Raw genomic sequence first — 24,401 nt, 5'->3', positions numbered from 1 at the left:
AATCGAGGCATGACCACCGTTGCCGCATCGACAATCGCCGATCACGTCCTCATCGGCGCGCGCCCCCTCACTCCCGCCGAGGTCGTCGCCGTGGCCCGCGACGGCGCGACGGTCGAGATCGCCGCCGACGCGTGGACGCGGATCGGCCAGGCGCGAGAGCTCATCGAACGGCTCGCCGACGACCCCGAGCCGCACTACGGCATCTCGACCGGCTTCGGGGCGCTCGCGACGACGTTCATCGCGCCCGAGCGGCGTCGCCAGCTGCAGGCGAGCCTCATCCGCTCCCACGCGGCCGGTACCGGTGCGGAGGTGGAACGCGACGTCGTGCGCGCGCTGCACCTGCTGCGCCTGCAGACCCTCGCGACCGGGCACACGGGGGTCCGCCCGGTCGTCGTCGAGACCTACGCGGCCATGCTGAACGCCGGGATCACCCCGATCGTGCGGGAGTACGGCTCGCTCGGGTGCTCGGGCGACCTCGCCCCGCTCTCGCACCTCGCGCTGGCGGCGCTCGGCGAGGGGGAGGTGCGCGATGCCGAGGGTGTGCTCGTCTCGGCATCCGACGCCCTCGCCGCCGCCGGCATCGCCCCGCTCGTACTCGAAGAGAAGGAGGGGCTCGCGCTCATCAACGGCACCGACGGCATGCTCGGCATGCTCGCTCTGGCCCTCTCGGACCTCGACAACCTGCTCACCGTCGCCGACATCACCGCCGCCCTCTCGATCGAGAGCCAGCTCGGCACCGACGCGGTGTTCGCCGCCGACCTGATGGCGCTGCGTCCGCAGAGCGGACAGGCCGCCTCGGCCGCGAACCTGCGCGCCCTGCTCGCCGATTCGCCCCTCGTCGCGAGTCACCGCGATCCGGCCGTGTGCACGCGCGTGCAGGACGCCTACTCACTGCGGTGCTCCCCGCAGGTGCACGGTGCCGCGCGCGACACCGTCGCGCACGCCCGCACGATCGCCGAGCGGGAGCTCGCCTCCGCCGTCGACAACCCGGTCGTCACCGGCGACGGGCGCGTCGAATCCAACGGCAACTTCCACGGCGCCCCGGTCGCGTACGTGCTCGACTTCCTCGCGATCGCCGTTGCCGACCTCGCCTCGATCGCCGAACGCCGCACCGACCGGGCACTCGATCGCACCCGCAGTCACGGCCTGCCGCCGTTCCTCGCCGACGAGGTCGGCGTCGATTCGGGCCTCATGATCGCGCAGTACGCGGCCGCGGGGATCGTCTCGGAGCTCAAGCGTCTGGCGGTTCCGGCATCCGTCGACTCCATCCCCTCGTCGGCGATGCAGGAAGACCACGTGTCGATGGGATGGGCCGCCGCACGCAAGCTGCGTCGCGCCGTCGACGGACTCGCTCGGGTGCTCGCGATCGAGCTCGTCACCGGATGCCGCGCCCTCGACCTGCGGGCACCGCTGCAACCGGGTCCCGCCACCGGCGCCGTGCGGGCCGCGGTGCGGGCCGCGGGCATCGCCGGTCCAGGACCCGACCGATTCGTCAGCCCCGACCTGGAAGCGGCCACCGCTCTCGTCCTGTCGGGCGCGGTCGCCGACGCTGCGTTCACAACTCCGGACAACCGTCCCTGATCGAAGGAGATCACGATGACATCACCCGTTGACGCCCAGAACTCCGGAGTTGTGAACCGGGCGGCGTCGAGCCGCGGCCCCGTCCGCGCCCCGCGTGGGGGCGAGCGCACCGCGAAGAGCTGGGGCGCCGAAGCCGCGAAGCGGATGCTGATGAACAACCTCGACCCCGAGGTCGCCGAACACCCCGAAGACCTCGTCGTCTACGGCGGCACGGGTCGGGCAGCGCGGTCGTGGGAGGCCTACGACGCCATCGTCCGCACTCTCGACGAGCTCGAGCCCGACGAGACACTGCTGGTGCAGTCCGGAAAGCCCGTCGGCGTCTTCCGCACGCACGAGTGGGCCCCGCGCGTGCTCATCGCGAACGCGAACCTGGTCGGCGACTGGGCGACGTGGCCCGAGTTCCGCCGGCTCGAGCAGCTGGGACTCACGATGTACGGACAGATGACCGCGGGATCGTGGATCTACATCGGCACGCAGGGCATCCTCCAGGGCACGTACGAGACGTTCGCCGCCGTCGCGCGCTCGCTCGGACGCGACTCGCTCGCCGGCACCCTCACCCTGACCGCCGGCGCCGGCGGCATGGGCGGTGCCCAGCCGCTCGCGGTCACCCTCAACGGGGGAGCGGTGCTGATCGTCGACGTCGATGCGTCGCGGCTGGAGCGCCGGGTCGCACACGGCTACCTCGACGAGTACACCGACGACCTCGACGCGGCCCTGGCGCGCGTCGTCGCGGCCCGCACGGCCGCGGAGGCACTGTCGGTCGGTCTCGTCGGCAACGCGGCCGAGGTCTTCCCCGAACTGCTGCGCCGCCGGCACGCCGGGGCCGCCCCGATCGACATCGTCACCGACCAGACCAGCGCCCACGACCCCCTCGCCTACCTTCCGATCGGTGTGAGCGTGGCGGCCTGGAAGGATGCTGCGGCATCCGACCCCGAGGACTTCACCGCCCGTGCTCGGGCCTCCATGGCGGCGCACGTCGCGGCGATGGTCGGATTCCAGGATGCCGGGGCCGCCGTGTTCGACTACGGCAACTCGATCCGCCGTGAGGCCGAGCTCGGCGGCTACGACCGGGCGTTCGCGTTTCCGGGGTTCGTCCCCGCCTACATCCGGCCGCTGTTCGCCGAGGGGCGCGGCCCGTTCCGGTGGGTGGCGCTGTCGGGCGATCCGGACGACATCGCCAAGACCGACCGCGCGGTCGCGGAGCTGTTCCCCGATGACGCCGCGCTGCGGCGATGGCTGGACAGAGCGGGCGACACCGTCCGTTTCGAGGGGCTCCCCGCGCGCATCTGCTGGCTCGGCTACAAAGAACGCCACCTGGCGGGTCTGAAGTTCAACGAGATGGTCGCCTCGGGCGAGCTGGCCGGCCCGATCGTCATCGGTCGTGATCACCTCGACGCGGGATCGGTCGCCTCCCCGTACCGCGAGACCGAGGCGATGGCCGACGGCTCCGATGCGATCGCCGACTGGCCGTTGCTCAACGCCCTGTTGAACACGGCGTCGGGTGCGTCCTGGGTATCGATCCACCACGGCGGCGGGGTCGGCATCGGCCGCTCGATCCACGCCGGCCAGGTGACCGTCGCCGACGGTACGGCGCTCGCCGCCGAGAAGCTCGAACGGGTGCTGACGAACGATCCCGGCACGGGCGTGATGCGCCACGTGGATGCCGGGTACGAGCGGGCCCGCGAGGTCGCGCGTGAGCGGGGACTGGTCGTTCCGATGCTGCGGGACGACGCGCCGTGAGCACGCTGCTGCTGACGAACGTCGGTGAGCTCACGACGAACGTCGAGGGCCTGGGGGACGACCCCGCCGACCCGACGGGCCTCATCCGCGGCGCCGCCGTGGCGATCGTCGACGGTCGCATCGCCTGGGTCGGCCGCGCCGGCGAGAAGCCGCCCGTCGTCTCGACGGTGGTGGATGCCGAGGGGCGCGCGGTCATTCCGGGCTTCGTCGACAGCCACACGCACCTCGTCTTCGCCGGGGATCGCGCCGACGAGTTCGATGCCCGCATGGCCGGCCAGCCGTATGTCGCCGGCGGCATACGCCGCACCGTGGCGGCGACGCGCGCGGCATCCGACGACGAGCTGCGGGCACGGCTCGCCGCACTCGTCGAGGAGATGCACCGACAGGGCACCACCACCTTCGAGGTGAAGACCGGCTACGACCTCACCGTCGACGGCGAGGCCCGGCTGGCGCGCCTCGCGCGCGAGGTGACCGACGAGGTGACCTTCCTCGGTGCTCACGTCGTGCCCGACGAGTTCGTCGGCGACCGCGACGCGTACGTCGACCTCGTCTGCGGTCCGATGCTGGAGGTCGTGCTGCCCTTCACCCGGTGGATCGACGTCTTCTGCGAGCGGGGGGCGTTCACGCTCGCCGAGGGTCGCCGCATCCTGCGCGCCGGCATCGCCGCGGGACTTCTCCCGCGGCTGCACGCCAACCAGCTGGGTCACGGCGGTGGCGTGCGTCTCGCGACGGAGCTCGACGTGATCTCGGTCGATCACTGCACCTATCTCGATGCCGAGGACGTGCGCCTGCTGGCAGCGAGCGACGTGGTGGTCACACTGCTGCCCGGTGTGGAGTTCTCGACCCGGCAGCCCTATCCCGACGCGCGGCGGCTGATCGACGCCGGTGTGAGCGTCGCCCTCGCGAGCGACTGCAACCCGGGCACCAGCTTCACCAGTTCCCAGCCACTCATGGTCGCGCTCGCGGTGCGCGAGATGGGGATGACGGTCGCCGAGGCGGTCTGGGCAGCCACCGCCGGCGGCGCGCGAGCTCTCCGCCGCACCGACGTCGGCTCCTTCGCGCTCGGCGCACGCGCAGATCTGGTGCTGCTCGACGCGCCGTCGCGCACGCATCTGGCCTATCGACCCGGGGTTCCCCTGGTGCACGCCGTCTACCGCGGCGGGGAGCTGATCGCGTAGGCGTTTCGACTCGGCGCTGCCCGCCTCGCTCAACGTCCGGGCCTCGCCCTGTCCGCTCCCGCCCCGGTCGTAGAGCGAGCGGCGTCGCCGCGGGTCGAAATGCCCCGCGCCACACGGCGTCAGGGGCGGTCGAAGGCCCACTCGTCGGGGTCGACGGCCGTCGCGACGTCCCAGTCGGAACTCGCCCACACGAACGTCGCGACCGCGCAGGTGGGCATGTGCCCGATGCCGCCGCCGGAGAGGCGCTCTGCCAGCGTCGTCATTCCCGGATCGTGCGCGACGACCATCACCGCGGGCACGGCGCGCGCCACCGCAGCGGCCAGCAGGGTGTCCGCGGGCGCACCGTAGAGATCCGGGTCGAGCTCGGGTTCCAGCCCGAATGCCGAGGCGAAGAACGATGCCGTGGTGCGGGCGCGCAGCGCGCTCGAGGAGAGGACGGCATCCAGCTGCAGACCGGAGCTGGCCACCCGCTTCGCCAGCAGCGGCGCATCACGCAGACCGCGCTCGTTGAGCGGGCGATCGTGATCGTCGAGACCGGGATCGCCCCAGTCGCTCTTCGCGTGGCGGACGAGCACGAGGGTCGTCATGCGGTGACCTTTCGTCGGTGCACGCCGGCCAGCAGCTCCAGCACGCACAGGGCGGCCAGGCGCACGGTGCGCCCGTCGGCCGCGTCGGCCGCGGCATCCACTTCGACGATATCCGCGCTGCGCACGCCGGGGTCGGCGGACAAGCCGCGCACGAGAGTTCGCAGCTCCCACGCCTGCAGCCCGCCGGGCACCGACGCCGGGCAGCCGGGAGCGACCGCGCGGTCGCAGACGTCCACGTCGATGTCGAGGTGGATGCCGCCGCCACCGCGCCCCGCCACCTCGTGCGCCTCGGCGATCACGTCGTGTGCACCGCGTCGACGAAGCTCGTCGAGCGTGATGACGCGGATGCCGAGATCGGCGGCGCGCCGGGCGTACGCCGCAGAGTTGGCGAAGTCGGCGATGCCGATCTGCACGATGCGCGTCGGGTCGAGCCCGTCGTCGACGAGGCGACGCACCGGTGAGCCGTTGGAGACCCCGTCGCGCAGATCGAAGTGCGCGTCGAGGGTGATGAGACCGGCGGCACCGGCGCCCTGGGCCGTCGCGTACGTGACGGAATTGTCGCCGCCGAGCGCGATCACCAGTGCGGCGCGCGCCGTCAGCTCGGCGGTCCGGGCGCGCACACGCGCTTCGCCCGCCGCGCCGTCGGGGTCGGCGACGTCGCCCGCGTCGGCCAAGCGGAGGGCGGCGGCGAGATCGACGGGTGGCGGCCCCATCAGTGTCGCGCTGTATCGGCGCAGGGCCTCACGGATCGCGCCGGGAGTCGCATCCGCGCCGGTGGGCGAGAGCGACGTGCGAAACGCCGGAACTCCCAGCAGGACGGCGTCGAGGCGGTCGGCCGCCGCCGCCTCGTCGAGCGCGGGCCAGTCGCCGGCGCGCGGCCAGAGCGGGTCGTGGGAGAGGGCAGTGGTCATCAGCCGACGTACACCCAGGCGATCCGCCCGCTTCCCAGCGTCACCCGCACCCGGCGGTACAGCGACACCTCGTACTCATCGGCGGCATCCACCTCGTCGGCGGTGAGGTGCAGGACGCGGCCGACCACCTTGTCGAGCGGACTGCCGGTCTCACGCAGCACGGGATGCACCGACAGGCCCGACAGGTCGACGACCCGCTGGTCCTCGATCTCGGCGTAGTCGATCGTGTAGCCGGGCAGCACATCGGGCTCGCCCGCGATGAGACGGCCGAAGGTGTCCAGCTGCACCTCGGCGTACTGAAGCGTGCCGTAGGTGAACAGCAGCTCGTCCGCCGGTTCGCCCATTCCGTCAGGCTACTGCGCCCGGTCGCGGCCAGCCAGGGGCGCGCCTTCGTTCATCGGCCGTCCATAACCCTTCCGCCGTGCACGCCTACTCACCCGAGAAGGGCGTGCGCGACGGCGAAGATGACCAGTCCGGCCAGAGCGCCGACCACGGTGCCGTTGAGACGGATGTACTGCAGGTCGCGGCCGACCATCAGCTCGATCTTCTCGGTCGTCTCCGCCGGATCCCACTTCTCCACCGTGTCGGTGATGATCGAGGCGATGTCGTGGCGGTAGCGATCCACGACGAAGACCGCGGCCCCCGCGATGCGGTCATCCACACGGTGCTGGAGCGCGGCATCCGTCGACAGACGCTCGCCGATCTCGACCAGCGCCGCGCTGACGCGTCGACGCAGCCCGCTGGAGGGATCGGCCAGGGCCGTCAGCAGACCCGTCTTGGCCGTGTTCCAGGCCTCGGCGGCCAGCTCGCGCACGCGCGGGCTGTCGAAGACGGCCGTCTTGGCCTCTTCGAGACGCGCGATGGTCGTGGGATCGCTCTGCAGGTTCTCGGCGAGCCGCGCGAGGTAGCCGTCGACGGCGCGGCGTGCGGGGTGGTCGGGGTCGTCCTGGATCGCGGCGACGAACTTCACGGCCTCGTTGTAGACGGTGTCATCGACGAGGCGCATCGCGACCGACGGCACCCAGGAGGGGAGTCGGCGAGAGACCAGACCGCTGAAGGCGGCATGGTTGGCGCGCAGCCATGTCGCGATGCTGTCCACCCCCAGGTCGACCGCGCCGCGGTGCGCGTCGGCCTCCACGACGCGAGAGAGCCACGCGCCCACGGTCGGTCCCCACTGCGGGCTGAGCAGGTGCTCGCGTGCGAGGTCGCTGATCAGATCCTGCACCTCGTCGTCGCTGAGGGCGCGCAGGATGCCGGACGCCACCGCCGAGGCCTCTGCGGCGACGGTCTCCGCGTGGGCGGGATCGCGCAGCCACCCACCGGCCGTGCGAGCGATGGGCGTCGACTCCAGCTTCGCGCGGACGACGCCCGCCTCGAGGAAGTTCGTCTCGACGAACTCGCCCAGGGTGCGCCCGATCTCGTCCTTGCGGCGCGGGATGATCGCGGTGTGCGGGATGGGAATGCCGAGGGGATGGCGAAACAGCGCGGTCACCGCGAACCAGTCGGCCAGCGCGCCGACCATGCCGCCCTCTGCGGCGGCGCGGACGTACTGCAGCCACGGGAAGCGGTCCTGCAGGACGAAGGCCACGACGAACACGACCGCCATCAGGATCAGCGCGCCGAGAGCGACGCCCTTCATCACCCGCAGCGCGCGGCGACGTTCCTGGTCGGCGGGGCTGAGCAGTTCGGTGGGGGTGCGCGCCATGCCCGTAGTCTCGCACGCGGCGTATCCTGGCCGCGTGATCGAAGACATCCAGAAGCGCGCCCTGCACCGCACGCGCATCCTCGAGGGTCAGGTGCGCGGGCTCGCCAAGATGATCGAGAACGAGGACTACTGCATGGACATCATCGCCCAGTCGCGAGCGATCCAGCGGGCCCTCGCGTCACTGGACAAGCTGCTGATCGAGAACCATCTGCGCACCCACGTCGCGCACATGTTCGCCGAGGGCGGCGATCAGCGCGAGCTCGCCGTCGCCGAACTCCTCAAGGCGTACGACCTCGAGACGCGCTGACGGCGGGCCTAGGTCGTGACCGGGCCGAGCCACGCGGCGGCGACGGTCGCGTGCGCGGACTCGGGGTCGGAGGGGTGGAACATGCCGGCCAGCACGTCGCGGTAGAGGCGGCTGAGCTCGTTGCGGGTGAAGTACGACGAGCCGCCGGCGACGAGCATCGCCTCGTCGACGATCTGCTTGGCCGTGACGACGGCGCGGTGCTTCAGGCCCGACAGCGTGGGAAACCACAGGCCGCCGCGATCGACGAGGGCGTCCACGTCGTGCGCGATCGCCGCGACCTGGGGGAGCAGTCCGTCGTAGGCGAGGGCCATCTCCGCGATGCGCCAGCGGATGTCGGCGTCGTCGCTGTAGGGGCGCCCGGTCTTCTTCGACGTTCTCGTCTTCGCCGCCGCGACGGCCAGGTCGAGCGCGCGGCGTGCGACCCCGGTGTAGACGGAGGCCAGGAGCACTTCGAAGACGCTGAAGATGCCGAAGACGATCGGGTCGGGGCTGGGCCCGGGCGCAACCCGGCGCACGACACGATCGGCAGGGGCCACGGCCCGACTCAGTACGGTCGTGCGCGATTGCGTGCCGCGCATGCCGACCGTGTCCCAGTCGTCACGGGTGTCGACGGCGTCGGTACGCCGCACGAACGCGTAGACCATCTTCGGGTCGGTCGGGTCGGTGGTGTCGAGTCCGTGCAGCCCCAGCTGCGTCCACACCGGCCCGAGCGAGGTGAAGATCTTGGTCCCCGTGAAGGTGTAGGAGCCGTCGGTGGAGGGGACGGCCCGCGTGTCGCTGCCGAACAGGACCAGATCGTTGCCCGCCTCGCTGATGCCGAAGGCGAAGACCTCGCCGGAGGCCGCACCGGTCTGCACGAACTGCAGGTCGTCGATGCCGCGGTCGGACATCACCTTCGCCACCCCCGTCCAGACGAGGTGCATGTTGATCGCGAGTGCCGTCGCGGGGGCCGCGCTCGCGAGCCGCTGCTGCAGCACCGCGGCCTCCGCCAGCCCGAGGCCTGCGCCGCCCAACGCGGTGGGCACGAGGATCGAGAGGTATCCGGCCGCCGTCAGCTCCGCGAGATCCTCGGTGGGAAAGCGGTTCTCGGCATCCACGGCGGCGGCGCGCGAGCGGATGCGCTCGAGCAGATCGTCCGGCAGGTACGCGGTCGCATCGAAATCGGTCACCCCTCCATCCTGCCCCTCGTGACCGGACCCAGGGTCGCCGTCGGGTCCCGCAGCACCGCTGGCGCGGCAGGATAGGAGCATGATCTCGACCGAGTTGGCCGTCGCGCTGCGCGAGGCGGGTCTCGTGTGGCGCCCGGCATCCGGCGACCGATTCCAGCTCGACGAGCCGGAATTCGAAGCCGACGTCTTCACGGTCAGTGAGATGACGATCGAACCGCGCGAGTACGCGACGGGGGCGATCCTCGCCTTCAACGGCACGACCGAGTGGGCGCTGGACTCGGTCGCCCAGGCCGATGCGCTGTGGCTGCCGCGCGAAGATCAGCTGCGCGAGCTGCTGAGGGGAGCCTTTCGCCGGCTGGAACGGCTCGCCGACACGCACCGCGTCGAGATCGAGTTCGCGGGCGAGCGGCGGGCCTTCGAGCACCCCCAGCCGGAAGACGCGTACGCCCTCGCTCTTCTGCACATCCTGCGCCGCATCTCCTGACGACGGCGCGGTGCCGATGCGGGGGCGTCAGCCGATCGCGTCGAGGAGGTGACGCATCGTCGCCTCCGGAAGGTCGCGGTGCGGCGAATGCCCCGCCCCGGTCACCACCGACATCGTCAGGAGCGGATGGCGCAGCACCGCGGCGGCCAACTCGCCCTGGAAGATCGAGAACACCTCCGGGTCCGCCGCGATCACGTGCGTCGGCACCGCGAGCCGCGCGGCGGCCGCCCGCACGTCCCACGGCGTGTTCTGCAGGCTCGTCTGCTCGACCGCCCACAGGCTCGCCTGCTGCGCGGCCCGGGCCTTCAGCTCGATGTCGAGCGGATGCCAGGTGGGATGCTCCGCCCGCACCGACTCGACGGAGGGGTCGGCGAAGGACTGCTCCTGCCCGACGCGGACGTTCTCGCGATCGCGGTCCGCGAGGTGGATGGCGGGATCGACGAGCACCAGCCGGCGCGTCCAGCCGGGGTCGCCCGCGCTCGCGACGGTGACGGCGGCGCCGCCGAGGGAGTGCCCGATGACCAGGTCCCACGGTGCGCCGTCGTCGGGGCGCGTCTGCGCGACGTCGGCCGCGTAGGCCTCGATGCGGTAGTCCAGCGTCCGCGGTGCGGTGCCGTGGCCGCGCAGGTCGACCGCGATCGCGTGCCACCCGGCATCCGCGAGGGTCACGCCGTAGCGCCACATCAAGGCACCCGTGGAGCCGAGTCCGTGCACGAGCAGGGCGCGACGCGGAGCGCGCACGTCGCCCCACGACAGCCGGGGCAGGGTCACAGCGACGGTCATGCGGTCAGCCTACGGTCGTGCGCTGTCGGTGGGTGATGAGGACGTCATGTGATGACGGGGACGGGCTCGGTGTCGGGGATGGGGCTCGCGTCACGTCCGCGCAGGTCGGGGAAGCCGCGGACGAAGACGATCGCGACCAGGGCTCCGACGATCGCGAAGCCGGCCGCGGCAGCGTAGGCGCCCGCCGCACCGTTGCTGTCGATGAGGAAGCCCGCCACGGCGGATCCCAGGGCTGCGCCGATGAGCTGTCCCGTGCCGATCCAGCCGTAGGCCTCGGCCGTTTCGCTGAACTTCACGGATGCCGAGGTCATCGCGAACATGACCGCCAGCGCCGGAGCGATGCCGACGCCCGCGACCACCAGGCACGCTCCGACCCACCACGGGGTGGACGCGCCGATGTCGCCGACGACGAAGACCGAGGCGACGAGGCCGACGGCGACGACGCTCATACGTCGCCCCATGGCCCATGGCCCCATGGGGACATGGCCGAACGCGAGGCCTCCGGCGAGGCTGCCGACGGAGAAGACCGCCAGGACGAGGCCGGCCTCCAGGCCGCCGTGGCCGAAGGTCGCGACCACCGCCGCCTCGACCGCGGCGCACGCGCCGATGAGGAGGAAGCCGGTCACCGTCGCGAGCAGCACCACGGGCTTTCCCAGCACCGTGCCGAACGCGCGGCGGCTGCGCGGAATGCGCACGCGCCCGACTTCGGGGGAGAGGATGAACCACGCGCCGCCGGCGACGAGGATCGTGACGATCATCAGCAGCGCCGGGACCGTGCCGACCTGGGTCGCGACGAGGGTGATGACCACCGGCGCGAGGATCCAGATGATCTCTTGCAGGCTCGCGTCGAGGGAGAACAGTGCGGTCAGCTGTCGTGCGTTGACGAGCTTGGGGTAGATGGTGCGCACGGCCGACTGCACGGGAGGCGTGGAGAGCCCGGCGATGAGTCCGAACACCATGTAGCCCGCGACGCCGAGAGGGATCAGCGCAAGGGCGAGCAGTGCCGCCGCGCACACCGCGGTGGTCAGCGTGAGAACGCGCCGCATGCCCCAGCGGCCCATCCAGCGGCTGGTGACGGGGCCGGCCGTCGCCTGACCCACCGATGCCGCTGCCAGCACGAGCCCCGCGGAGGCGTAGGAGCCCGTCATCTGCTCGACGTGGAGCAGGATGGCCAGGCTCGTCATGCCGTTCGGGAAGCGTGCGGTCAGCTGCGCCGCGATGATGCGCGCCACGCCCTGCGTGCGCAACAGTTCCCGGTATCCCGCCACCCCTCCACGCTACCCGTCGGCGCCGACACCGCGACACGCCCGACGGGGGTCGCGACACGCCGCAGTCGAGATTCCACAGGCGCGGCGATGTCGGAGGCCCGCCGTAGCGTGCGGGCTGTGGACGACGGTCGCGATGGCGATCGAAATCCGCGCGATTCAGGCTTTTTCCAGGCTTCGATCCTCGCGGCATCCTGTGGATGAAACGGTGGACAACCTGTGTTGTACATGGGGAGAGCGGTGCAAAACTACACGGATGTAACTACTAGCCCTTGTGGTGCTATCCAATGTCCGTACCCATATGTAGTATTGGACTCCCGGCGGGGGCACGGCCGGGATCACAGGCGAGAAGAGGGCGGATTCCCAACGGGATCGATCCGCGCAGACCAAGGGGAGAGAAGGAACGACATGGCAATCACCGTCTACACCAAGCCCTCGTGCGTGCAGTGCAATGCGACCTACCGCGCGCTGGACTCGAAGGGCATCGACTACGAAGTCCTCGACCTCTCGGAGGACCCGGCGGCGCTCGAGCACGTGAAGTCGCTCGGCTACCTGCAGGCTCCGGTCGTCGTCACCGACGAGGACCACTGGTCGGGCTTCCGCCCCGACAAGATCGACGAGCTCGCGAGCCGTCTGGCCTGACATGCCGACGTTGACGAGCGCCCCGCTGCTCGTCTACTTCTCGAGCGTGTCGGGCAATACGGCGCGATTCATCGAGAAGCTCGGTCTGCCGGCCGTCCGCATCCCGCTCGCCCCTGGCGACACACCTCTCGAGGTCGACGAGCCCTTCGTGCTCGTGACACCGACCTACGGAGGAGGCCAGGGGCGAGGCGAGGAGAAGGGCGCCGTCCCCAAACAGGTGATCCGGTTCCTCAACGACGAGCGCCATCGTCACCTCATCCGCGGAGTGATCTCCGCGGGCAACACCAACTTCGGCGAGTCGTTCTGTCGCGCCGGTGACATCATCAGCCGCAAGTGCACCGTGCCGCACTTGTACCGGCTCGAACTTTTCGGCACGCCCGACGACGTCGCCCGTGTGAGCGACGGATTGGAACGATGGTGGAAGCTGCAGTGAGCCCGGCGACCTTCAAGACCGACGCGCGCTTCGAGGGCATGGACTACCACGCCCTCAATGCGATGCTCAACCTGTACGGCGAGGACGGCAAGATCCAGTTCGACGCCGACAAGCGTGCCGCGCGGGAGTACTTCCTCCAGCACGTCAACCAGAACACCGTGTTCTTCCACTCGCTCAAGGAGCGGCTCGACTACCTCGTCGAGAAGGAGTACTACGAGGGCGCCGTGCTGGAGAAGTACCCGTTCGAGTTCATCCAGCGCCTCAACGACCGCGCCTACGGGGCGAAGTTCCGCTTCGAGACGTTCCTGGGCGCCTTCAAGTACTACACGAGCTACACGCTGAAGACCTTCGACGGCAAGCGCTATCTCGAGCGTTTCGAGGATCGCGTCGTGATGACGGCCCTGGGTCTTGCCGACGGCGACCAGCAGCTGGCCGAGAAGCTCGTGGACGAGATCATCTCGGGCCGCTTCCAGCCCGCGACCCCCACCTTCCTCAACACGGGCAAGGCGCAGCGCGGCGAGCTCGTCAGCTGCTTCCTGCTGCGCATCGAAGACAACATGGAGTCGATCGCCCGCGGCATCAACTCCGCCCTGCAGCTGTCCAAGCGCGGGGGCGGCGTCGCGCTCCTGCTCAGCAACATCCGTGAGGCCGGAGCCCCGATCAAGCAGATCGAGAACCAGTCCAGCGGCATCATCCCGGTCATGAAGCTGCTCGAAGACAGCTTCAGCTACGCCAACCAGCTCGGCGCGCGTCAGGGTGCCGGCGCCGTCTACCTGTCGGCGCACCACCCCGACATCCTCCGCTTCCTGGACACCAAGCGCGAGAACGCCGACGAGAAGATCCGCATCAAGACGCTGTCGCTCGGCGTCGTGATCCCCGACATCACCTTCGAGCTCGCCCGCAACGGCGAGGACATGTACCTGTTCTCGCCCTACGACGTCGAGAAGGTCTACGGCGTGCCGTTCGGTGACATCTCCGTCACCGAGAAGTACCGCGAGATGGTCGACGACGCGCGGATCAAGAAGACCAAGATCAACGCGCGCGAGTTCTTCCAGACCCTCGCCGAGATCCAGTTCGAGTCGGGCTACCCGTACATCATGTTCGAGGACACGGTGAACAAGGCCAATCCGATCAAGGGCCGGATCAACATGTCCAACCTCTGCAGCGAGATCCTGCAGGTCAACACGCCGACGACCTACAACGAGGACCTCTCGTACGCCGAGATCGGCAAGGACATCTCCTGCAACCTCGGGTCGATGAACATCGCGCTCGCGATGGACGGCAAGGACCTCGCCGGCACGGTCGAGACCTCGATCCGCGCGCTCACCGCGGTCAGCGACCAGAGCCACATCCGCTCGGTGCGCTCGATCGAAGACGGCAACGACCGCTCGCACGCGATCGGCCTCGGCCAGATGAACCTCCACGGGTACCTCGCGCGTGAGCACGTGCACTACGGCTCGGAAGAGGGCATCGACTTCACGAACATCTACTTCTACACGGTGCTGTTCCACGCACTGCGTGCCTCCAACCGCATCGCGATCGAGCGCGGCACGGCCTTCGACGGCTTCGCGGACTCGACCTACGCGTCGGGGGAGTTCTTCGACAAGTACCTCGAGCAGGAGTGGGTGCCGCAGACGGATCGCGTGGCCGAGCTGTTCGCCGGCATCCACATCCCCACCCAGGACGACTGGCGCGAGCTGAAGGCGTCGATCCAGGCGCACGGCATCTACAACCAGAACCTGCAGGCGGTGCCCCCGACCGGATCGATCTCGTACATCAACAACTCGACGAGCTCGATCCACCCGATCGCGTCGAAGATCGAGATCCGCAAGGAAGGCAAGATCGGCCGCGTCTACTACCCGGCGCCGTTCATGACGAACGACAACCTGGAGTACTACCAGGACGCGTACGAGATCGGCTACGAGAAGGTCATCGACACCTACGCCGCCGCCACCCAGCACGTGGACCAGGGCCTGTCGCTGACGCTGTTCTTCAAGGACACCGCCACCACCCGCGACATCAACAAGGCGCAGATCTACGCGTGGCGCAAGGGCATCAAGACGATCTACTACATCCGCCTTCGTCAGATGGCGCTCGAGGGCACGAACCTGTCCGAGTGCGTCTCCTGCATGCTGTGACCGCGCTTCGCTCACTCCACGACCGTTTGAAGGATTGACGACATGACCCCGTCCGAGCCGCTCAAGCTCATCGACCACGTCCAGGCGATCAACTGGAACCGCATTCAGGACGACAAGGACCTCGAGGTGTGGAACCGCCTCGTGAACAACTTCTGGTTGCCCGAGAAGGTGCCGCTGTCCAACGACATCCAGTCGTGGGCGACGCTCACTCCCGACGAGCAGACCACCACGATGCGGGTGTTCACCGGTCTGACGCTCCTGGACACCATCCAGGGCACCGTCGGCGCCGTCTCGCTCATCCCCGACGCGATCACGCCCCACGAAGAGGCCGTGTACACGAACATCGCGTTCATGGAGTCGGTGCACGCGAAGAGCTACTCGTCGATCTTCTCGACGCTGTGCTCCACGCCCGAGATCGATGACGCGTTCCGGTGGTCGGTGGAAAACCCGAACCTTCAGAAGAAGGCCCACATCGTCATGGACTACTACCGTGGCGACGAGCCGCTCAAGCGCAAGGTCGCCTCGACCCTGCTGGAGTCGTTCCTGTTCTACTCGGGCTTCTACCTGCCGCTGTACTGGTCGAGCAAGGCGAAGCTGACGAACACGGCCGACATCATCCGCCTCATCATCCGCGACGAGGCCGTGCACGGTTACTACATCGGCTACAAGTTCCAGAAGGGGCTCGAGAAGCTCACCCAGCCCGAGCGCGACGAGATCAAGGACTACACCTTCTCGCTGCTCTACGAGCTGTACGACAACGAGGTGCAGTACACGCAGGACCTCTACGACGGCATCGGCCTGACCGAGGACGTCAAGAAGTTCCTGCACTACAACGCCAACAAAGCGCTGATGAACCTCGGCTATGAGGCGATGTTCCCGTCGCAGCTGACCAACGTGAACCCCGCGATCCTCTCGGCCCTGTCGCCGAACGCCGATGAGAACCACGACTTCTTCAGCGGGTCGGGCTCGTCGTACGTCATCGGCAAGGCGGTCGCGACCGAGGACGACGACTGGGACTTCTGACCTGACCGACGTCGTCGGGTGGATGGCGCGACGCCCCCGAACCGTGCTCGATGAGCCGGTGCGGGGGCGTCGCGGCGTCGAGGGTCTTCGCTCGCCGCGGACGGTCAGGAGATGACGACAGCGTCGAAGCTCACCGGTCCCGGGCACGGGCCGCCGCCCTCCGACCTGTAGGGGATCTCCGCGCGGACATCACGCGTGACGGTGCCGGTGGCATCGGTGATCACCACGCGCACCGTCGTGCCGGGCTCGATGCTGACGACGCTCGTGTCGGCGAGATACGGCGGTGCCAGCGGCATCCGTCCGCGGCCGTCGCGGCCGAGGGGGAGGGGCGTGGGGGCGCAGCCGTCGCCGAAGCACGCGGCCACCTCGCCGACGGTCAGGGCGGGGGCGACCTCGATCGTGACGGGCCCGGGATTGACGAATCCGATGGCAGGGCACACCGGAACCATCGGCCCACAGCCTCCCAGCAGTCCGGTCGTCAACAGTGCGGCCGCCGCCAGCGGAAAGCGACGTGTCATACGCGACACCCTAGGCACCGCGCGCAGCGGCGCCCGGTGCTCACAGGAAGAGCTCAGGCGGGACGGATTCCTTCAGTTATGCTGAAGGAATGCTTCGCACCCCCCTGTCTCTGTTTCGCACTCTCGCGTTCGCGGAGGCGGTGTCGTGGACGCTGCTCATCGCCGGTCTCGTCGTCCGGGCGACGACCGGGTGGGCGCCCGCGGTGACGATCGGCGGCGGCATCCACGGTTTCGTGTTCCTCTCGTACGGCGCCACTGTCGTGCTCGTTGCCCTCAACAACCGATGGCCCGCGGGGCCGACCGCCGTCGCGCTGATCTCGGCGATCGTGCCCTACGCCACCATTCCGGTCGAGCTCTGCGTGCACCGTCGCGGCCTGCTCGCCGGTGCGTGGCGCGTCGAGGCTGCTGTCGATGCGGCGGACGCGCGGTGGTACGACGGCCCGTTGGCCTGGTTCCTGCGCCGCCCCTGGCTGCTGTTCGTCGGCATTCTCGTGGCCGTCGCCGCGATCTTCGCCGTGCTGCTGATCCTCGGCCCCCCCGGTGGTGCGAAGGCCTGATCCCGGCGCCGAAGTCAGCGCCTGGCGTCCGGCGAGCGGTGGCGTCAGCCCGTCAGCTGGAGAAGTCACGGGACGGCGACCCGTGCGCGGCACAGCGCATCGATAGCATGGACCGCATGACTCAGGACGGTCCCCGCTTCAGCCCCGTCATCGCGCTGCTCGCGGTGTCGGCGATGTGGGAGGAGCAGCTGGCGTCGATCCTCAAAGACCTCGGCATCAGCACCCGCAAGTTCGGTCTCCTCGGTCACATCTACGCCGAGCCCGGCATCTCGTTCTCCGAGCTGGCCCGCCGCTCGCACATCACAGTGCAGTCCGCCCACACCGCCGTGCGCACGCTCGTCGACGACGGCCTCGTGCAGGATGCCACGGCCCATGCCGGCGCCGCCAGCGATCTGCATGTCACCACGAAGGGAGCGCGCGTGCTGCAGGATGCCCGACAGCGCCTCTTCGAGCTCGACGACGTCCTCGCCCAGCGCCTTCCCAAGGTCGCCGATTCGCTGGACGGCATCCGCGCCGGCATCGTCTGAGCATACGGCGGGCAGGCGAGGCTCGGGGCGGGGCCGGCTCACCGCTTCGTCGACACCGTCACCGTGAACTTCGGATCGCGGAAGACCTGATGCGTCGGCCCCACCACGCGCTCGAGCGTGGCGCGATATCGAAGCGGCGAGTTCCACACGCACCACAGCTGCCCGCCGGGCGCGAGAACCCGTGCGGCGTCGGCGAACAGGCGCTCCGCGATCGTCGTGGTCAGTGCGGCACCGGAATGAAACGGGGGATTCAGGGCGATGAACGACGCGCTCGCGGCGGCGCGTTCCTCCAGACCGTCCGCGCGCGCGACGCGGACCCGATCGCTCAGTGCGTTCGCTGCCACGGTCGCCGTAGCCGAGGCGACCGCCGCTGCCGACTGATCGCTCGCGTACACGTGCGCGGACGGATGCCGCCGCGCGAGCCACGCGCCCACGATGCCGGTGCCGCAGGCGAGATCGATCCAAGGGTCCTCGGCGCTGCCGCCCCCGGGAGGGCGGGGTGCGGCGTCGAGCGCGCTCAGCAGCGCCCGCGTGCCGATGTCCAGGCGTGCGCCCGCGAAGACCCCGCCGAAGGCGCGCACCTCCACGTCGTCGACGCGCGCGGCGGCGGGCACCGGGTCGCGACCGTCGTGCGGGCCTCGGGCGATCAGCGCCCGAGACTTCTGGCGGGCGTGAGTGACATCGACCGTCGTGAAGAACGCGCGCAGCACGTCGTTCATCGCGACGCTCATGTGCTTGATGCGGCCCCCGGCCACCACGGTGACATCGGATCTCGCGTGCGCCGCGATCAGTCCGGCGACATCGCGCAGCGCGTCCAGAGAGCGCGGCAGGCGCATCAGCACGACGCGCGCGCCGGCGACCAGAGCCGCGTCCAGCGGGCCGGAGGAGATCTGCTCGGCCAGTCCCAGCGTGACGGCGTTGGAGAGCAGCGCCCTCTCACCCAGGACGGCGTCCTGGTGCACGCGCACCGCGGAGGCGCCGTCGTGGGCCGCTCCGAGGGCGAGGGCGCCGTAGGCGTCGCCGACGACGGCGATCTCACCGGCGCGGGCGCCGGTGCGCACCGCGGCCGATTCGTCGAGGATCAGGCGGTCTGCGGCATCCACCGCACCGAGACCCTCGCCCTCGACGTCGGGCGCGCGCCGAAGCCGCTCGAACGGCAGGCTCACGACCCCTCCGCGTAACGCAGGACCGCGTCGGCTGGTGTGCACTCATCGCCGATGCGGATGCCGTCGGCGAGCCGTCCCGCCTCGCGCAGCTCCTGCAATCCCGCCACGGTGCGCCGGCGCAGCTCCCACGGATCGATCGTGTTGACGTAGATCTTCGTGCCGCCTTCGAAGCCGGCCGGCGTGGAGATGCGCCACTTGAGCACCACTCGCCAGGGCATGGGCCACGGCGCGCCCGGCGGACGATAGTGCCACTCTTCATTGGTCGGCACGTGCACGCCGGTCGCGGCGTGCAGCGCGTGCAGCAGGTCGGACACGGCGCGGGTCTCGGCGTCCGTGTGCTCCTGCGGCAGGTTCGCCGCCGACGTCGAGAAGATCTCGAACGCCGGGTAGCGGTGCCCGACGCCCGCGAAGGCGACGGCGCCGTCCGTCGCTGCGACGACGAGACCCTCCGACACCGCGAGATCGGCGATCTCATGCTGGTACAGCCCGCGGTCGTGGGACAGCAGGCGCAGCTCGTGATCGACCTGCGGTCCGTGATCATCGATCGCGACGAGCTGCTTGTGCAGGTGCTCGAACGAGGCGCCCGCCGGACGCAGCCAGTTCTGGAAGACGCTCACGTACGCGGCGTGGGGTTGGGCGGCCTGGATCTCGGCCAGTGCCTGCACGGTGAAGGCGACGTAGGCCGCATGCTCGTCGGGGCTCAGCGTTCCCGCCGACGCCAGCTCGGCATCCGTGCTCGCACCGTCGACCACATGACGACGGGCGACGACCACGTCGTGGGAGCCGCCGAGCAGGTCCAACGCCGCTTCTTCGAGGCTGGTCTCGGCACCGGCCGCGCTGGCGCGGATCTCGGCGAGCTTCTCCATGTGCACGCGTCCCACGGGATCGGACAGATACTCCTCGGCCCACTGCACGATGCCGGTCGGTTGCCGGTAGCCGTGGTTCTCTCGCCAGTACTCCGCCGACACGATCTCGAACAGGTTGCCGAAGCGGCGGAACTCGGCGACGGAGTCGTTCAGCGCGTGGGCCGGCACCCGGCGCACCTCCTCGAAGCGCGGGCCGATCAGTCGGGCCTTCTCGGGCGTCGTCTCGAGGTAGCGATCCACGCAGAACGCACACAGACGGCGGTCCTCACCGGGCCCGAGACGGTGCACATCCTCGCGGGGTGCGCTGAGGGGGCGGTTCGCCCGACCCGGAACCGTCCAGACCCGCGTGCCGGTGAGGGGGCCGATCTGCTTGACGGTGCCGTCGGGCAGGCGCCGGATCGCTCGTGGTGCTCCGTCGCTCATGCCTCCAGCCTATCGAGGCGGAGCATACTGGCCTCATGAAGACCTTCGCGCGATGGCTCTTGGCCGCCGGCATGATGTTCGCCGGCCTGTCCCACCTGTTCTGGGCTCGTCGGGAGTTCCAGGCGCAGGTCCCCGACCTCGTCACCGATGTCCTGCCGATCGACAAGGACGGCGTGGTGGTCGCGTCCGGCGCGGTGGAGATCATGCTCGGAGCTGCTCTGATCGTGCTGCCGAAGGAGCGCAGGCGCGTCGGTTCCCTCCTCGCCGCGTTCTTCATCGCGATCTTCCCCGGCAACCTCGCGCAGGCCATGGATCGGCGCCCGGCCTTCGGCCTGGACAGCGACGCTGCTCGCCTGACGCGCCTGCTCTTCCAGCCGCTGCTGGTCGCCTGGGCCCTGCTCGCGACCCGAGATTGAGACGACAGAGGGAGGGGGTGGATGCCGCGGCATCCACCCCCTCCCTTTCACGTGCTCAGCGCGTGGGCTGCACCCGCACCGTGCCCGTCTCGGCGACCAGGCGTTCGCGATCCACGCGGTCGAGATCGTGCAGGGAGCTGCCCTTGGTCTCGCGCATCGAGACGACGGCGATCAGGGTGATGGCGGCGGCGACCGCCAAATACAGCGCGACGGGGATGTAACTGCCCGAGGCCGACAGCAGCGCTGTCGCGATGATCGGCGCGAGTGAGCCGGCGACGATGGACGTCACCTGGTAGCCGAGCGAGACGCCCGAGTAGCGCATGCGCGTCGGGAACATCTCCGACATGATCGCCGGCTGGGGCGCGTACATGAACGAGTGGATCACCAGGCCCAGGCAGATCGCCAGGATGATGATCGCGGGCTCTTTCGTGTTGAACATGGGAAAGGCGATGAAGCCCCACGCCGCTGCTCCGACCGTGCCGATCGCGTACACCGGCTTTCGGCCGATGCGGTCGGCGAGAGCCCCGACCAGCGGGATGACGATCATGTGGACGATGTGCGCGATCACCAGCATGCCGAGGATATCGGCGGTGTTCACGTCCAACGCGATCTTCAGGTACGTGATCGAGAAGGTGACCACGAGGTAGTACATGATGTTCTCCGCGAAGCGCAGGCCCATCGCGGTGAGCACGCCGCGCGGGTAGCGGCGGACGACCTCGAACACACCGTAGCGATCGTGCTTCTGCTCCTCCGCCTCTTTCTGCGCCTCCAGGAAGATCGGCGCATCGCTGATCTTGGTGCGGATGTAGTAGCCGATCGCCACGATCACCACCGACAGCCAGAAGCCGACGCGCCAGCCCCAGGCGAGGAACGCCTCGGCGGAGAGGGTGCGGCTGAGCACGAGCAGCACGACAGTCGCGACGAGGTTGCCAATCGGCACGGCCGCCTGGGGGAAGGATGCCCAGAAGCCGCGGGTCCTGTCGGGGGAGTGCTCGGCCACCAGCAGCACGCCGCCGCCCCATTCGCCACCGACGGCGAAGCCCTGGGCGAAGCGCAGCAGCACCAGCAGCGCCGGTGCCCAGTAGCCCACCTGCTGGAAGGTCGGCAGGCACCCCATGAGGAAGGTCGCCACCCCGACGAGGACGATGGCCAGCTGCAGCAGCTTCTTGCGACCGTACTTGTCGCCGAAGTGACCGAAGACGATGCCGCCGAGGGGGCGGGCGACGAACCCGACCGCATACGTGACGAATGCCGCGATGATGCCCGCATACGGATCGTCGGACGGCGGGAACATGATCAGGTTGAACACGAGCGTGGCCGCGGTGGCGTAGAGGAAGAACTCGTACCACTCGACGATCGTGCCGGCCATCGAGGCGCTGACGACGCGGCGGAGACCGGACTGCGGGGGCGTGCGGTGCGAAGCGGTCGCTGAAACCATGCGCTGATACCTCCTTGTAGAGCGCGATGCGACGAGGGATGCCGCGCCGTGGACGCTACCTGAAAAGTGATTCAGGTACAAGGTTCAGCGCTGCACAGTGCCTGTGCACGCGTGCACCGACGGGCGCACGCAGGCTCCGCTATGCGCGTCGACGCACGTACCGGTGCTCGGGACGCCCCGTGGTGCCGTAGCGCAAACGCACGTCCACGATCCCGCGGGTCGCCAACGTCGCGAGGTGGCGCTGCGCAGTGGCGCGCGAGACACCCGCCCGGTCGGCGATCTCCGCCGCCGAGGACTCGTCGTCGCCGAGCGCGCCCAGGATCACCTGCTCGGTCGCCGATCGTGACACTGACGACGTGTCGCCGCCCGCGTGCAGGATGCCGAGCGCTCGATCGATCTCGTCCTGCGACACGCTGCGCTCCTCGTCGAGCACGTTGCGAAAGCGCGCGTAGCGATCGAGGACCTCCACGAGGGCGCGCCGCTCGAACGGCTTCACGAGGTAGCCGAGCGCTCCGGCGCGCAGGGCGCGGCGCACCGTCAGCGCGTCGGTCGCGGCCGAGAGCACGAAGGCGTCGATCGGGTTCTCGCGGACGAATGCGATCCCGTCGCCGTCGGGCAGGTACGCGTCGACGAGCAGAAGATCGGGGTGTTCTGTGCGGACGGCGGCGGTCGCGTCGGCCAGCGTGCGCACCGGTGCGAGGGCGTGGTAGCCGGGACGGTCGGCCACGATCTCGCGATGCAGCCCGGCGACGCGGAAGTCGTCATCGACGACGAGGACGCGAAGGGGAGTGGTCATGAGGGGGGATCCCTTCGGTCGATGAATCGATCGGGTACGGGTCCGGCGTCGGAGGAGCCATCGCCGAGGGCATCTCCCAGAACGCCGCACAACCGGGCACCGAACACCGCCCCCGTGAGCGCGGACGTTCCCGCGGCCTCGATGAGCCAGACGTCGCCCCCACGGCGGCGCGCCAGCTCGCGCGACAAGGGAAGGCCGACGCCGAGTCCGTGCACCCGGTCGGTATCGGGAGCGGGTCGACGCCCGCGCGAGAAGAGATCCGCTTCGGCGTCCACTTCGACGTCCACACCGGCGCCGGAGTCGGCGACGGTGAGGACCAGATCGTGCCCGTCGCCGAAGCATCCGATCTCGACGCGGCGCGGCGCAGGCCCTTCGACGGCGGCTCGGATCGCGTTGTCGACGAGGTTGCCGAGCACGGCGGCCACATCCTCCACCTCGACCAGGTGCGCCAACAGCAGCGACTCCGGGTCGACGGAGACCCGTACGCCGCGCTCTCCCGCCTCGAGACCGTGCGCGCCGATGAGGGCGTGCAGCAGGCCGTCGCCGATGCGATCGATGTTCTCGACCGGGTAGTCGACGGGCCCGCGATGCAGCTGCTCGCCGAGGAACTCGCGAGCCTCGCCCGGGCGGTCGGCGTCGAGCATGCCGACGGCGACGTGGAGGCGGTTCGCGAACTCATGCCGCTGCACACGCAGTGCCCCGGTCATGGCCCGCACGGTGTCCAGCCGTTCGCTGAGCGCAGCGACGTCCGTGCGATCGCGGACGATCAGCACGGTGCCGAGGTTCCGCCCGGCGTGACGCACGGGCTGCGCGTCGGCATAGAGCACCCGGTCGCCCACGACCACCGCCTCACTCGCGGTGCCGTCTCGAGCCGCGGTGACGATCGCAGGGGCGACGCCCAGCTGCTCCAACGTCGTGCCCGCGGGGTCGTCGAGGTGCAGCATCCGCCGCGCCGCATCGTTGCAGAGGCGCACGACGCCGCGGTCGTCCAGCGCCACGACCCCGTCGCCGACGCCGTCGAGGACGGCGGCCTGGTTCTGCACCAGGGCGACGAGCTCTTCCGGCTGCAGACCCAGCGTGAGCCGCTCCCACCGTCGTCGCAGCACGATCGCGGCGATCGCTGCCAGCAGCACGCCGGCGCCGGCCGCTGCGGCGATGCCGCCGAGCAGCGCCGGCAGGTCGTCGAACACGCTGGAGGGTTCGAAGCCCACGCTCACCTCGCCGACCGGGGCGGCACCCGCGGGGTGGGTGCCGTCGGCGCCCGGGGGCCAGATGGGCACCTTTGCACGCGCCGAGACGCCGAGCGTGCCCTGCTGCCATGTCACGACCTCGTTGCCGGCGAGCACCTCGCGGAAGTCGGTGCTGACGGGCCGGCCGAGCAGCGCGGGATCGGGATGCGCCAGACGGATGCCGTGGTCGTCGGTGATCACGACGAAGAGGGTGCCGGTGTGCGCGGTGACATCGGCGGCCAGTTCCTGCAGCGGACCGCCCGACAGATCCGCGCCGCGGGGTGTGCCGGGATCGGCGCTGATCTCGGTGACCTCGGCGCGCACCTGCGGGTCGACGGCGATCGTGCGGGCGATGTTCAGCGCGGAGGTCTCGGCCGCTGCCCGCAGCTGCTGGACGCCCAGAAGTACAAAGACGAGAACGCACACGGCGACGACCGCGATCACCGTGGTCAGTTGCACGAGCATCACCCGCGTCGCGAACCTCATCTGGTGAGCATAATGCGCTGAACTCGCGTTGCG

At 69.9% G+C, this 24,401-nt stretch carries 25 protein-coding genes; 12 read left to right on the top strand and 13 right to left on the bottom strand.

Annotation, left to right across the window (positions count from 1 at the left end; all coding sequences use genetic code 11):
• Positions 1 to 9 precede the first annotated feature (9 nt).
• The 3 genes from hutH to hutI are packed head-to-tail and all read left to right on the top strand — an operon-like array spanning position 10 to position 4,499.
• Positions 10 to 1,581, top strand: a complete 1,572-nt coding sequence (hutH, locus tag ACT53O_RS09870) for a histidine ammonia-lyase (protein ID WP_476152153.1) — start codon at positions 10 to 12, stop codon at positions 1,579 to 1,581.
• A 15-nt stretch (positions 1,582 to 1,596) separates the two neighbouring features.
• A complete protein-coding gene (hutU, locus tag ACT53O_RS09865; protein WP_112931096.1) occupies positions 1,597 to 3,321 on the top strand; it encodes a urocanate hydratase in 1,725 nt (574 codons plus the stop codon).
• The gene (gene hutI / locus ACT53O_RS09860; RefSeq protein WP_476152151.1) at positions 3,318 to 4,499 is read left to right on the top strand and encodes an imidazolonepropionase; all 1,182 of its coding nucleotides are present in this window, start codon (positions 3,318 to 3,320) and stop codon (positions 4,497 to 4,499) included. The genes hutU and hutI overlap by 4 nt, the downstream gene beginning before the upstream one ends.
• Positions 4,500 to 4,618: 119 nt before the next feature.
• On the opposite strand, the gene ACT53O_RS09855 is transcribed toward hutI, so the two are convergent.
• The 4 genes from ACT53O_RS09855 to ACT53O_RS09840 all read right to left on the bottom strand — a co-directional run bounded on the left by ACT53O_RS09855 (position 4,619) and on the right by ACT53O_RS09840 (position 7,702).
• Complete coding sequence (locus ACT53O_RS09855; RefSeq protein ID WP_036318268.1) at positions 4,619 to 5,086, bottom strand: SixA phosphatase family protein; 468 nt, start codon at positions 5,084 to 5,086, stop codon at positions 4,619 to 4,621.
• The gene (locus ACT53O_RS09850) at positions 5,083 to 5,997 is read right to left on the bottom strand and encodes an arginase family protein (protein WP_476152149.1); all 915 of its coding nucleotides are present in this window, start codon (positions 5,995 to 5,997) and stop codon (positions 5,083 to 5,085) included. The genes ACT53O_RS09855 and ACT53O_RS09850 overlap by 4 nt, the downstream gene beginning before the upstream one ends.
• Positions 5,997 to 6,341 carry a gamma-glutamylcyclotransferase family protein gene (locus tag ACT53O_RS09845; protein WP_036318266.1) on the bottom strand — a complete coding sequence of 115 codons (345 nt, stop codon included), beginning with the start codon at positions 6,339 to 6,341 and terminating at the stop codon, positions 5,997 to 5,999. Before ACT53O_RS09845 ends, ACT53O_RS09850 begins: the two co-directional genes overlap by 1 nt.
• An 89-nt stretch (positions 6,342 to 6,430) precedes the next feature.
• Positions 6,431 to 7,702, bottom strand: a complete 1,272-nt coding sequence (locus ACT53O_RS09840) for a DUF445 domain-containing protein (protein ID WP_347417427.1) — start codon at positions 7,700 to 7,702, stop codon at positions 6,431 to 6,433.
• 34 nt (positions 7,703 to 7,736) lie between these two features.
• Here ACT53O_RS09840 and ACT53O_RS09835 point away from each other — a divergent pair, with 34 nt between their 5' ends.
• Positions 7,737 to 8,009, top strand: a complete 273-nt coding sequence (locus ACT53O_RS09835) for a metal-sensitive transcriptional regulator (RefSeq protein ID WP_036318264.1) — start codon at positions 7,737 to 7,739, stop codon at positions 8,007 to 8,009.
• 8 nt (positions 8,010 to 8,017) lie between these two features.
• Here the strand turns inward: ACT53O_RS09835 and ACT53O_RS09830 are convergent, their stop codons facing one another.
• Positions 8,018 to 9,178 carry an acyl-CoA dehydrogenase family protein gene (locus ACT53O_RS09830; protein WP_476152146.1) on the bottom strand — a complete coding sequence of 387 codons (1,161 nt, stop codon included), beginning with the start codon at positions 9,176 to 9,178 and terminating at the stop codon, positions 8,018 to 8,020.
• A 79-nt stretch (positions 9,179 to 9,257) separates the two neighbouring features.
• Here ACT53O_RS09830 and ACT53O_RS09825 point away from each other — a divergent pair, with 79 nt between their 5' ends.
• The gene (locus ACT53O_RS09825) at positions 9,258 to 9,662 is read left to right on the top strand and encodes a hypothetical protein (RefSeq protein ID WP_036318262.1); all 405 of its coding nucleotides are present in this window, start codon (positions 9,258 to 9,260) and stop codon (positions 9,660 to 9,662) included.
• A gap of 27 nt (positions 9,663 to 9,689) precedes the next feature.
• Here ACT53O_RS09825 and ACT53O_RS09820 read toward each other — a convergent pair whose 3' ends face one another.
• Complete coding sequence (locus ACT53O_RS09820) at positions 9,690 to 10,445, bottom strand: alpha/beta fold hydrolase (protein WP_476152144.1); 756 nt, start codon at positions 10,443 to 10,445, stop codon at positions 9,690 to 9,692.
• Between the two features lie 44 nt (positions 10,446 to 10,489).
• Positions 10,490 to 11,713: an MFS transporter gene (locus ACT53O_RS09815; protein WP_476152142.1), complete on the bottom strand. Its 1,224-nt coding sequence runs from the start codon at positions 11,711 to 11,713 to the stop codon at positions 10,490 to 10,492.
• Positions 11,714 to 12,118: 405 nt separating this feature from the next.
• Here ACT53O_RS09815 and nrdH point away from each other — a divergent pair, with 405 nt between their 5' ends.
• Genes nrdH through nrdF form a run of 4 tightly spaced genes read left to right on the top strand, consistent with a single transcriptional unit; the run spans position 12,119 to position 15,946 of the window.
• The gene (gene nrdH, locus ACT53O_RS09810; protein ID WP_005052310.1) at positions 12,119 to 12,352 is read left to right on the top strand and encodes a glutaredoxin-like protein NrdH; all 234 of its coding nucleotides are present in this window, start codon (positions 12,119 to 12,121) and stop codon (positions 12,350 to 12,352) included.
• 1 nt (position 12,353) lies between these two features.
• Positions 12,354 to 12,785 carry a class Ib ribonucleoside-diphosphate reductase assembly flavoprotein NrdI gene (nrdI, locus tag ACT53O_RS09805; RefSeq protein WP_036290246.1) on the top strand — a complete coding sequence of 144 codons (432 nt, stop codon included), beginning with the start codon at positions 12,354 to 12,356 and terminating at the stop codon, positions 12,783 to 12,785.
• Complete coding sequence (gene nrdE / locus ACT53O_RS09800) at positions 12,767 to 14,923, top strand: class 1b ribonucleoside-diphosphate reductase subunit alpha (protein ID WP_039412121.1); 2,157 nt, start codon at positions 12,767 to 12,769, stop codon at positions 14,921 to 14,923. Before nrdI ends, nrdE begins: the two co-directional genes overlap by 19 nt.
• 42 nt (positions 14,924 to 14,965) lie before the next feature.
• Complete coding sequence (gene nrdF / locus ACT53O_RS09795) at positions 14,966 to 15,946, top strand: class 1b ribonucleoside-diphosphate reductase subunit beta (protein WP_005052315.1); 981 nt, start codon at positions 14,966 to 14,968, stop codon at positions 15,944 to 15,946.
• A gap of 104 nt (positions 15,947 to 16,050) precedes the next feature.
• Here the strand turns inward: nrdF and ACT53O_RS09790 are convergent, their stop codons facing one another.
• Positions 16,051 to 16,464: a hypothetical protein gene (locus ACT53O_RS09790; protein ID WP_295775290.1), complete on the bottom strand. Its 414-nt coding sequence runs from the start codon at positions 16,462 to 16,464 to the stop codon at positions 16,051 to 16,053.
• 89 nt (positions 16,465 to 16,553) lie between these two features.
• Between ACT53O_RS09790 and ACT53O_RS09785 the strand changes: the two genes are divergently transcribed.
• Together ACT53O_RS09785 and ACT53O_RS09780 are read left to right on the top strand one after the other, a co-directional pair.
• A complete protein-coding gene (locus ACT53O_RS09785) occupies positions 16,554 to 17,021 on the top strand; it encodes a DUF3817 domain-containing protein (protein ID WP_476152138.1) in 468 nt (155 codons plus the stop codon).
• A 116-nt stretch (positions 17,022 to 17,137) separates the two neighbouring features.
• Positions 17,138 to 17,548 carry a MarR family winged helix-turn-helix transcriptional regulator gene (locus tag ACT53O_RS09780; protein ID WP_036316571.1) on the top strand — a complete coding sequence of 137 codons (411 nt, stop codon included), beginning with the start codon at positions 17,138 to 17,140 and terminating at the stop codon, positions 17,546 to 17,548.
• A 38-nt stretch (positions 17,549 to 17,586) separates the two neighbouring features.
• Here the strand turns inward: ACT53O_RS09780 and ACT53O_RS09775 are convergent, their stop codons facing one another.
• Together ACT53O_RS09775 and ACT53O_RS09770 are read right to left on the bottom strand one after the other, a co-directional pair.
• Positions 17,587 to 18,714: a class I SAM-dependent methyltransferase gene (locus ACT53O_RS09775; RefSeq protein ID WP_476152136.1), complete on the bottom strand. Its 1,128-nt coding sequence runs from the start codon at positions 18,712 to 18,714 to the stop codon at positions 17,587 to 17,589.
• Positions 18,711 to 20,003: a DUF4921 family protein gene (locus tag ACT53O_RS09770; RefSeq protein WP_476152134.1), complete on the bottom strand. Its 1,293-nt coding sequence runs from the start codon at positions 20,001 to 20,003 to the stop codon at positions 18,711 to 18,713. Before ACT53O_RS09770 ends, ACT53O_RS09775 begins: the two co-directional genes overlap by 4 nt.
• A 35-nt stretch (positions 20,004 to 20,038) precedes the next feature.
• On the opposite strand from ACT53O_RS09770, the gene ACT53O_RS09765 reads away from it, so the two are divergent.
• Entirely contained in the window at positions 20,039 to 20,419 is a 381-nt protein-coding gene (locus ACT53O_RS09765; protein WP_039412155.1) for a DoxX family protein, read from the top strand.
• A gap of 55 nt (positions 20,420 to 20,474) precedes the next feature.
• Here ACT53O_RS09765 and ACT53O_RS09760 read toward each other — a convergent pair whose 3' ends face one another.
• The 3 genes from ACT53O_RS09760 to ACT53O_RS09750 form a co-directional block, all read right to left on the bottom strand.
• Entirely contained in the window at positions 20,475 to 21,857 is a 1,383-nt protein-coding gene (locus tag ACT53O_RS09760) for an MFS transporter (RefSeq protein ID WP_476152131.1), read from the bottom strand.
• A 139-nt stretch (positions 21,858 to 21,996) separates the two neighbouring features.
• Complete coding sequence (locus ACT53O_RS09755; protein WP_476152129.1) at positions 21,997 to 22,653, bottom strand: response regulator; 657 nt, start codon at positions 22,651 to 22,653, stop codon at positions 21,997 to 21,999.
• Complete coding sequence (locus ACT53O_RS09750) at positions 22,650 to 24,347, bottom strand: sensor histidine kinase (RefSeq protein ID WP_476152618.1); 1,698 nt, start codon at positions 24,345 to 24,347, stop codon at positions 22,650 to 22,652. Before ACT53O_RS09750 ends, ACT53O_RS09755 begins: the two co-directional genes overlap by 4 nt.
• Positions 24,348 to 24,401: the final 54 nt, after the last annotated feature.

The sequence above is a fragment of the Microbacterium sp. DMC48 genome, from assembly GCF_056313825.1.
The sequence above is the reverse complement of the archived record's forward strand: the minus strand, read 5'-3'. Positions and strand labels throughout refer to the sequence as shown.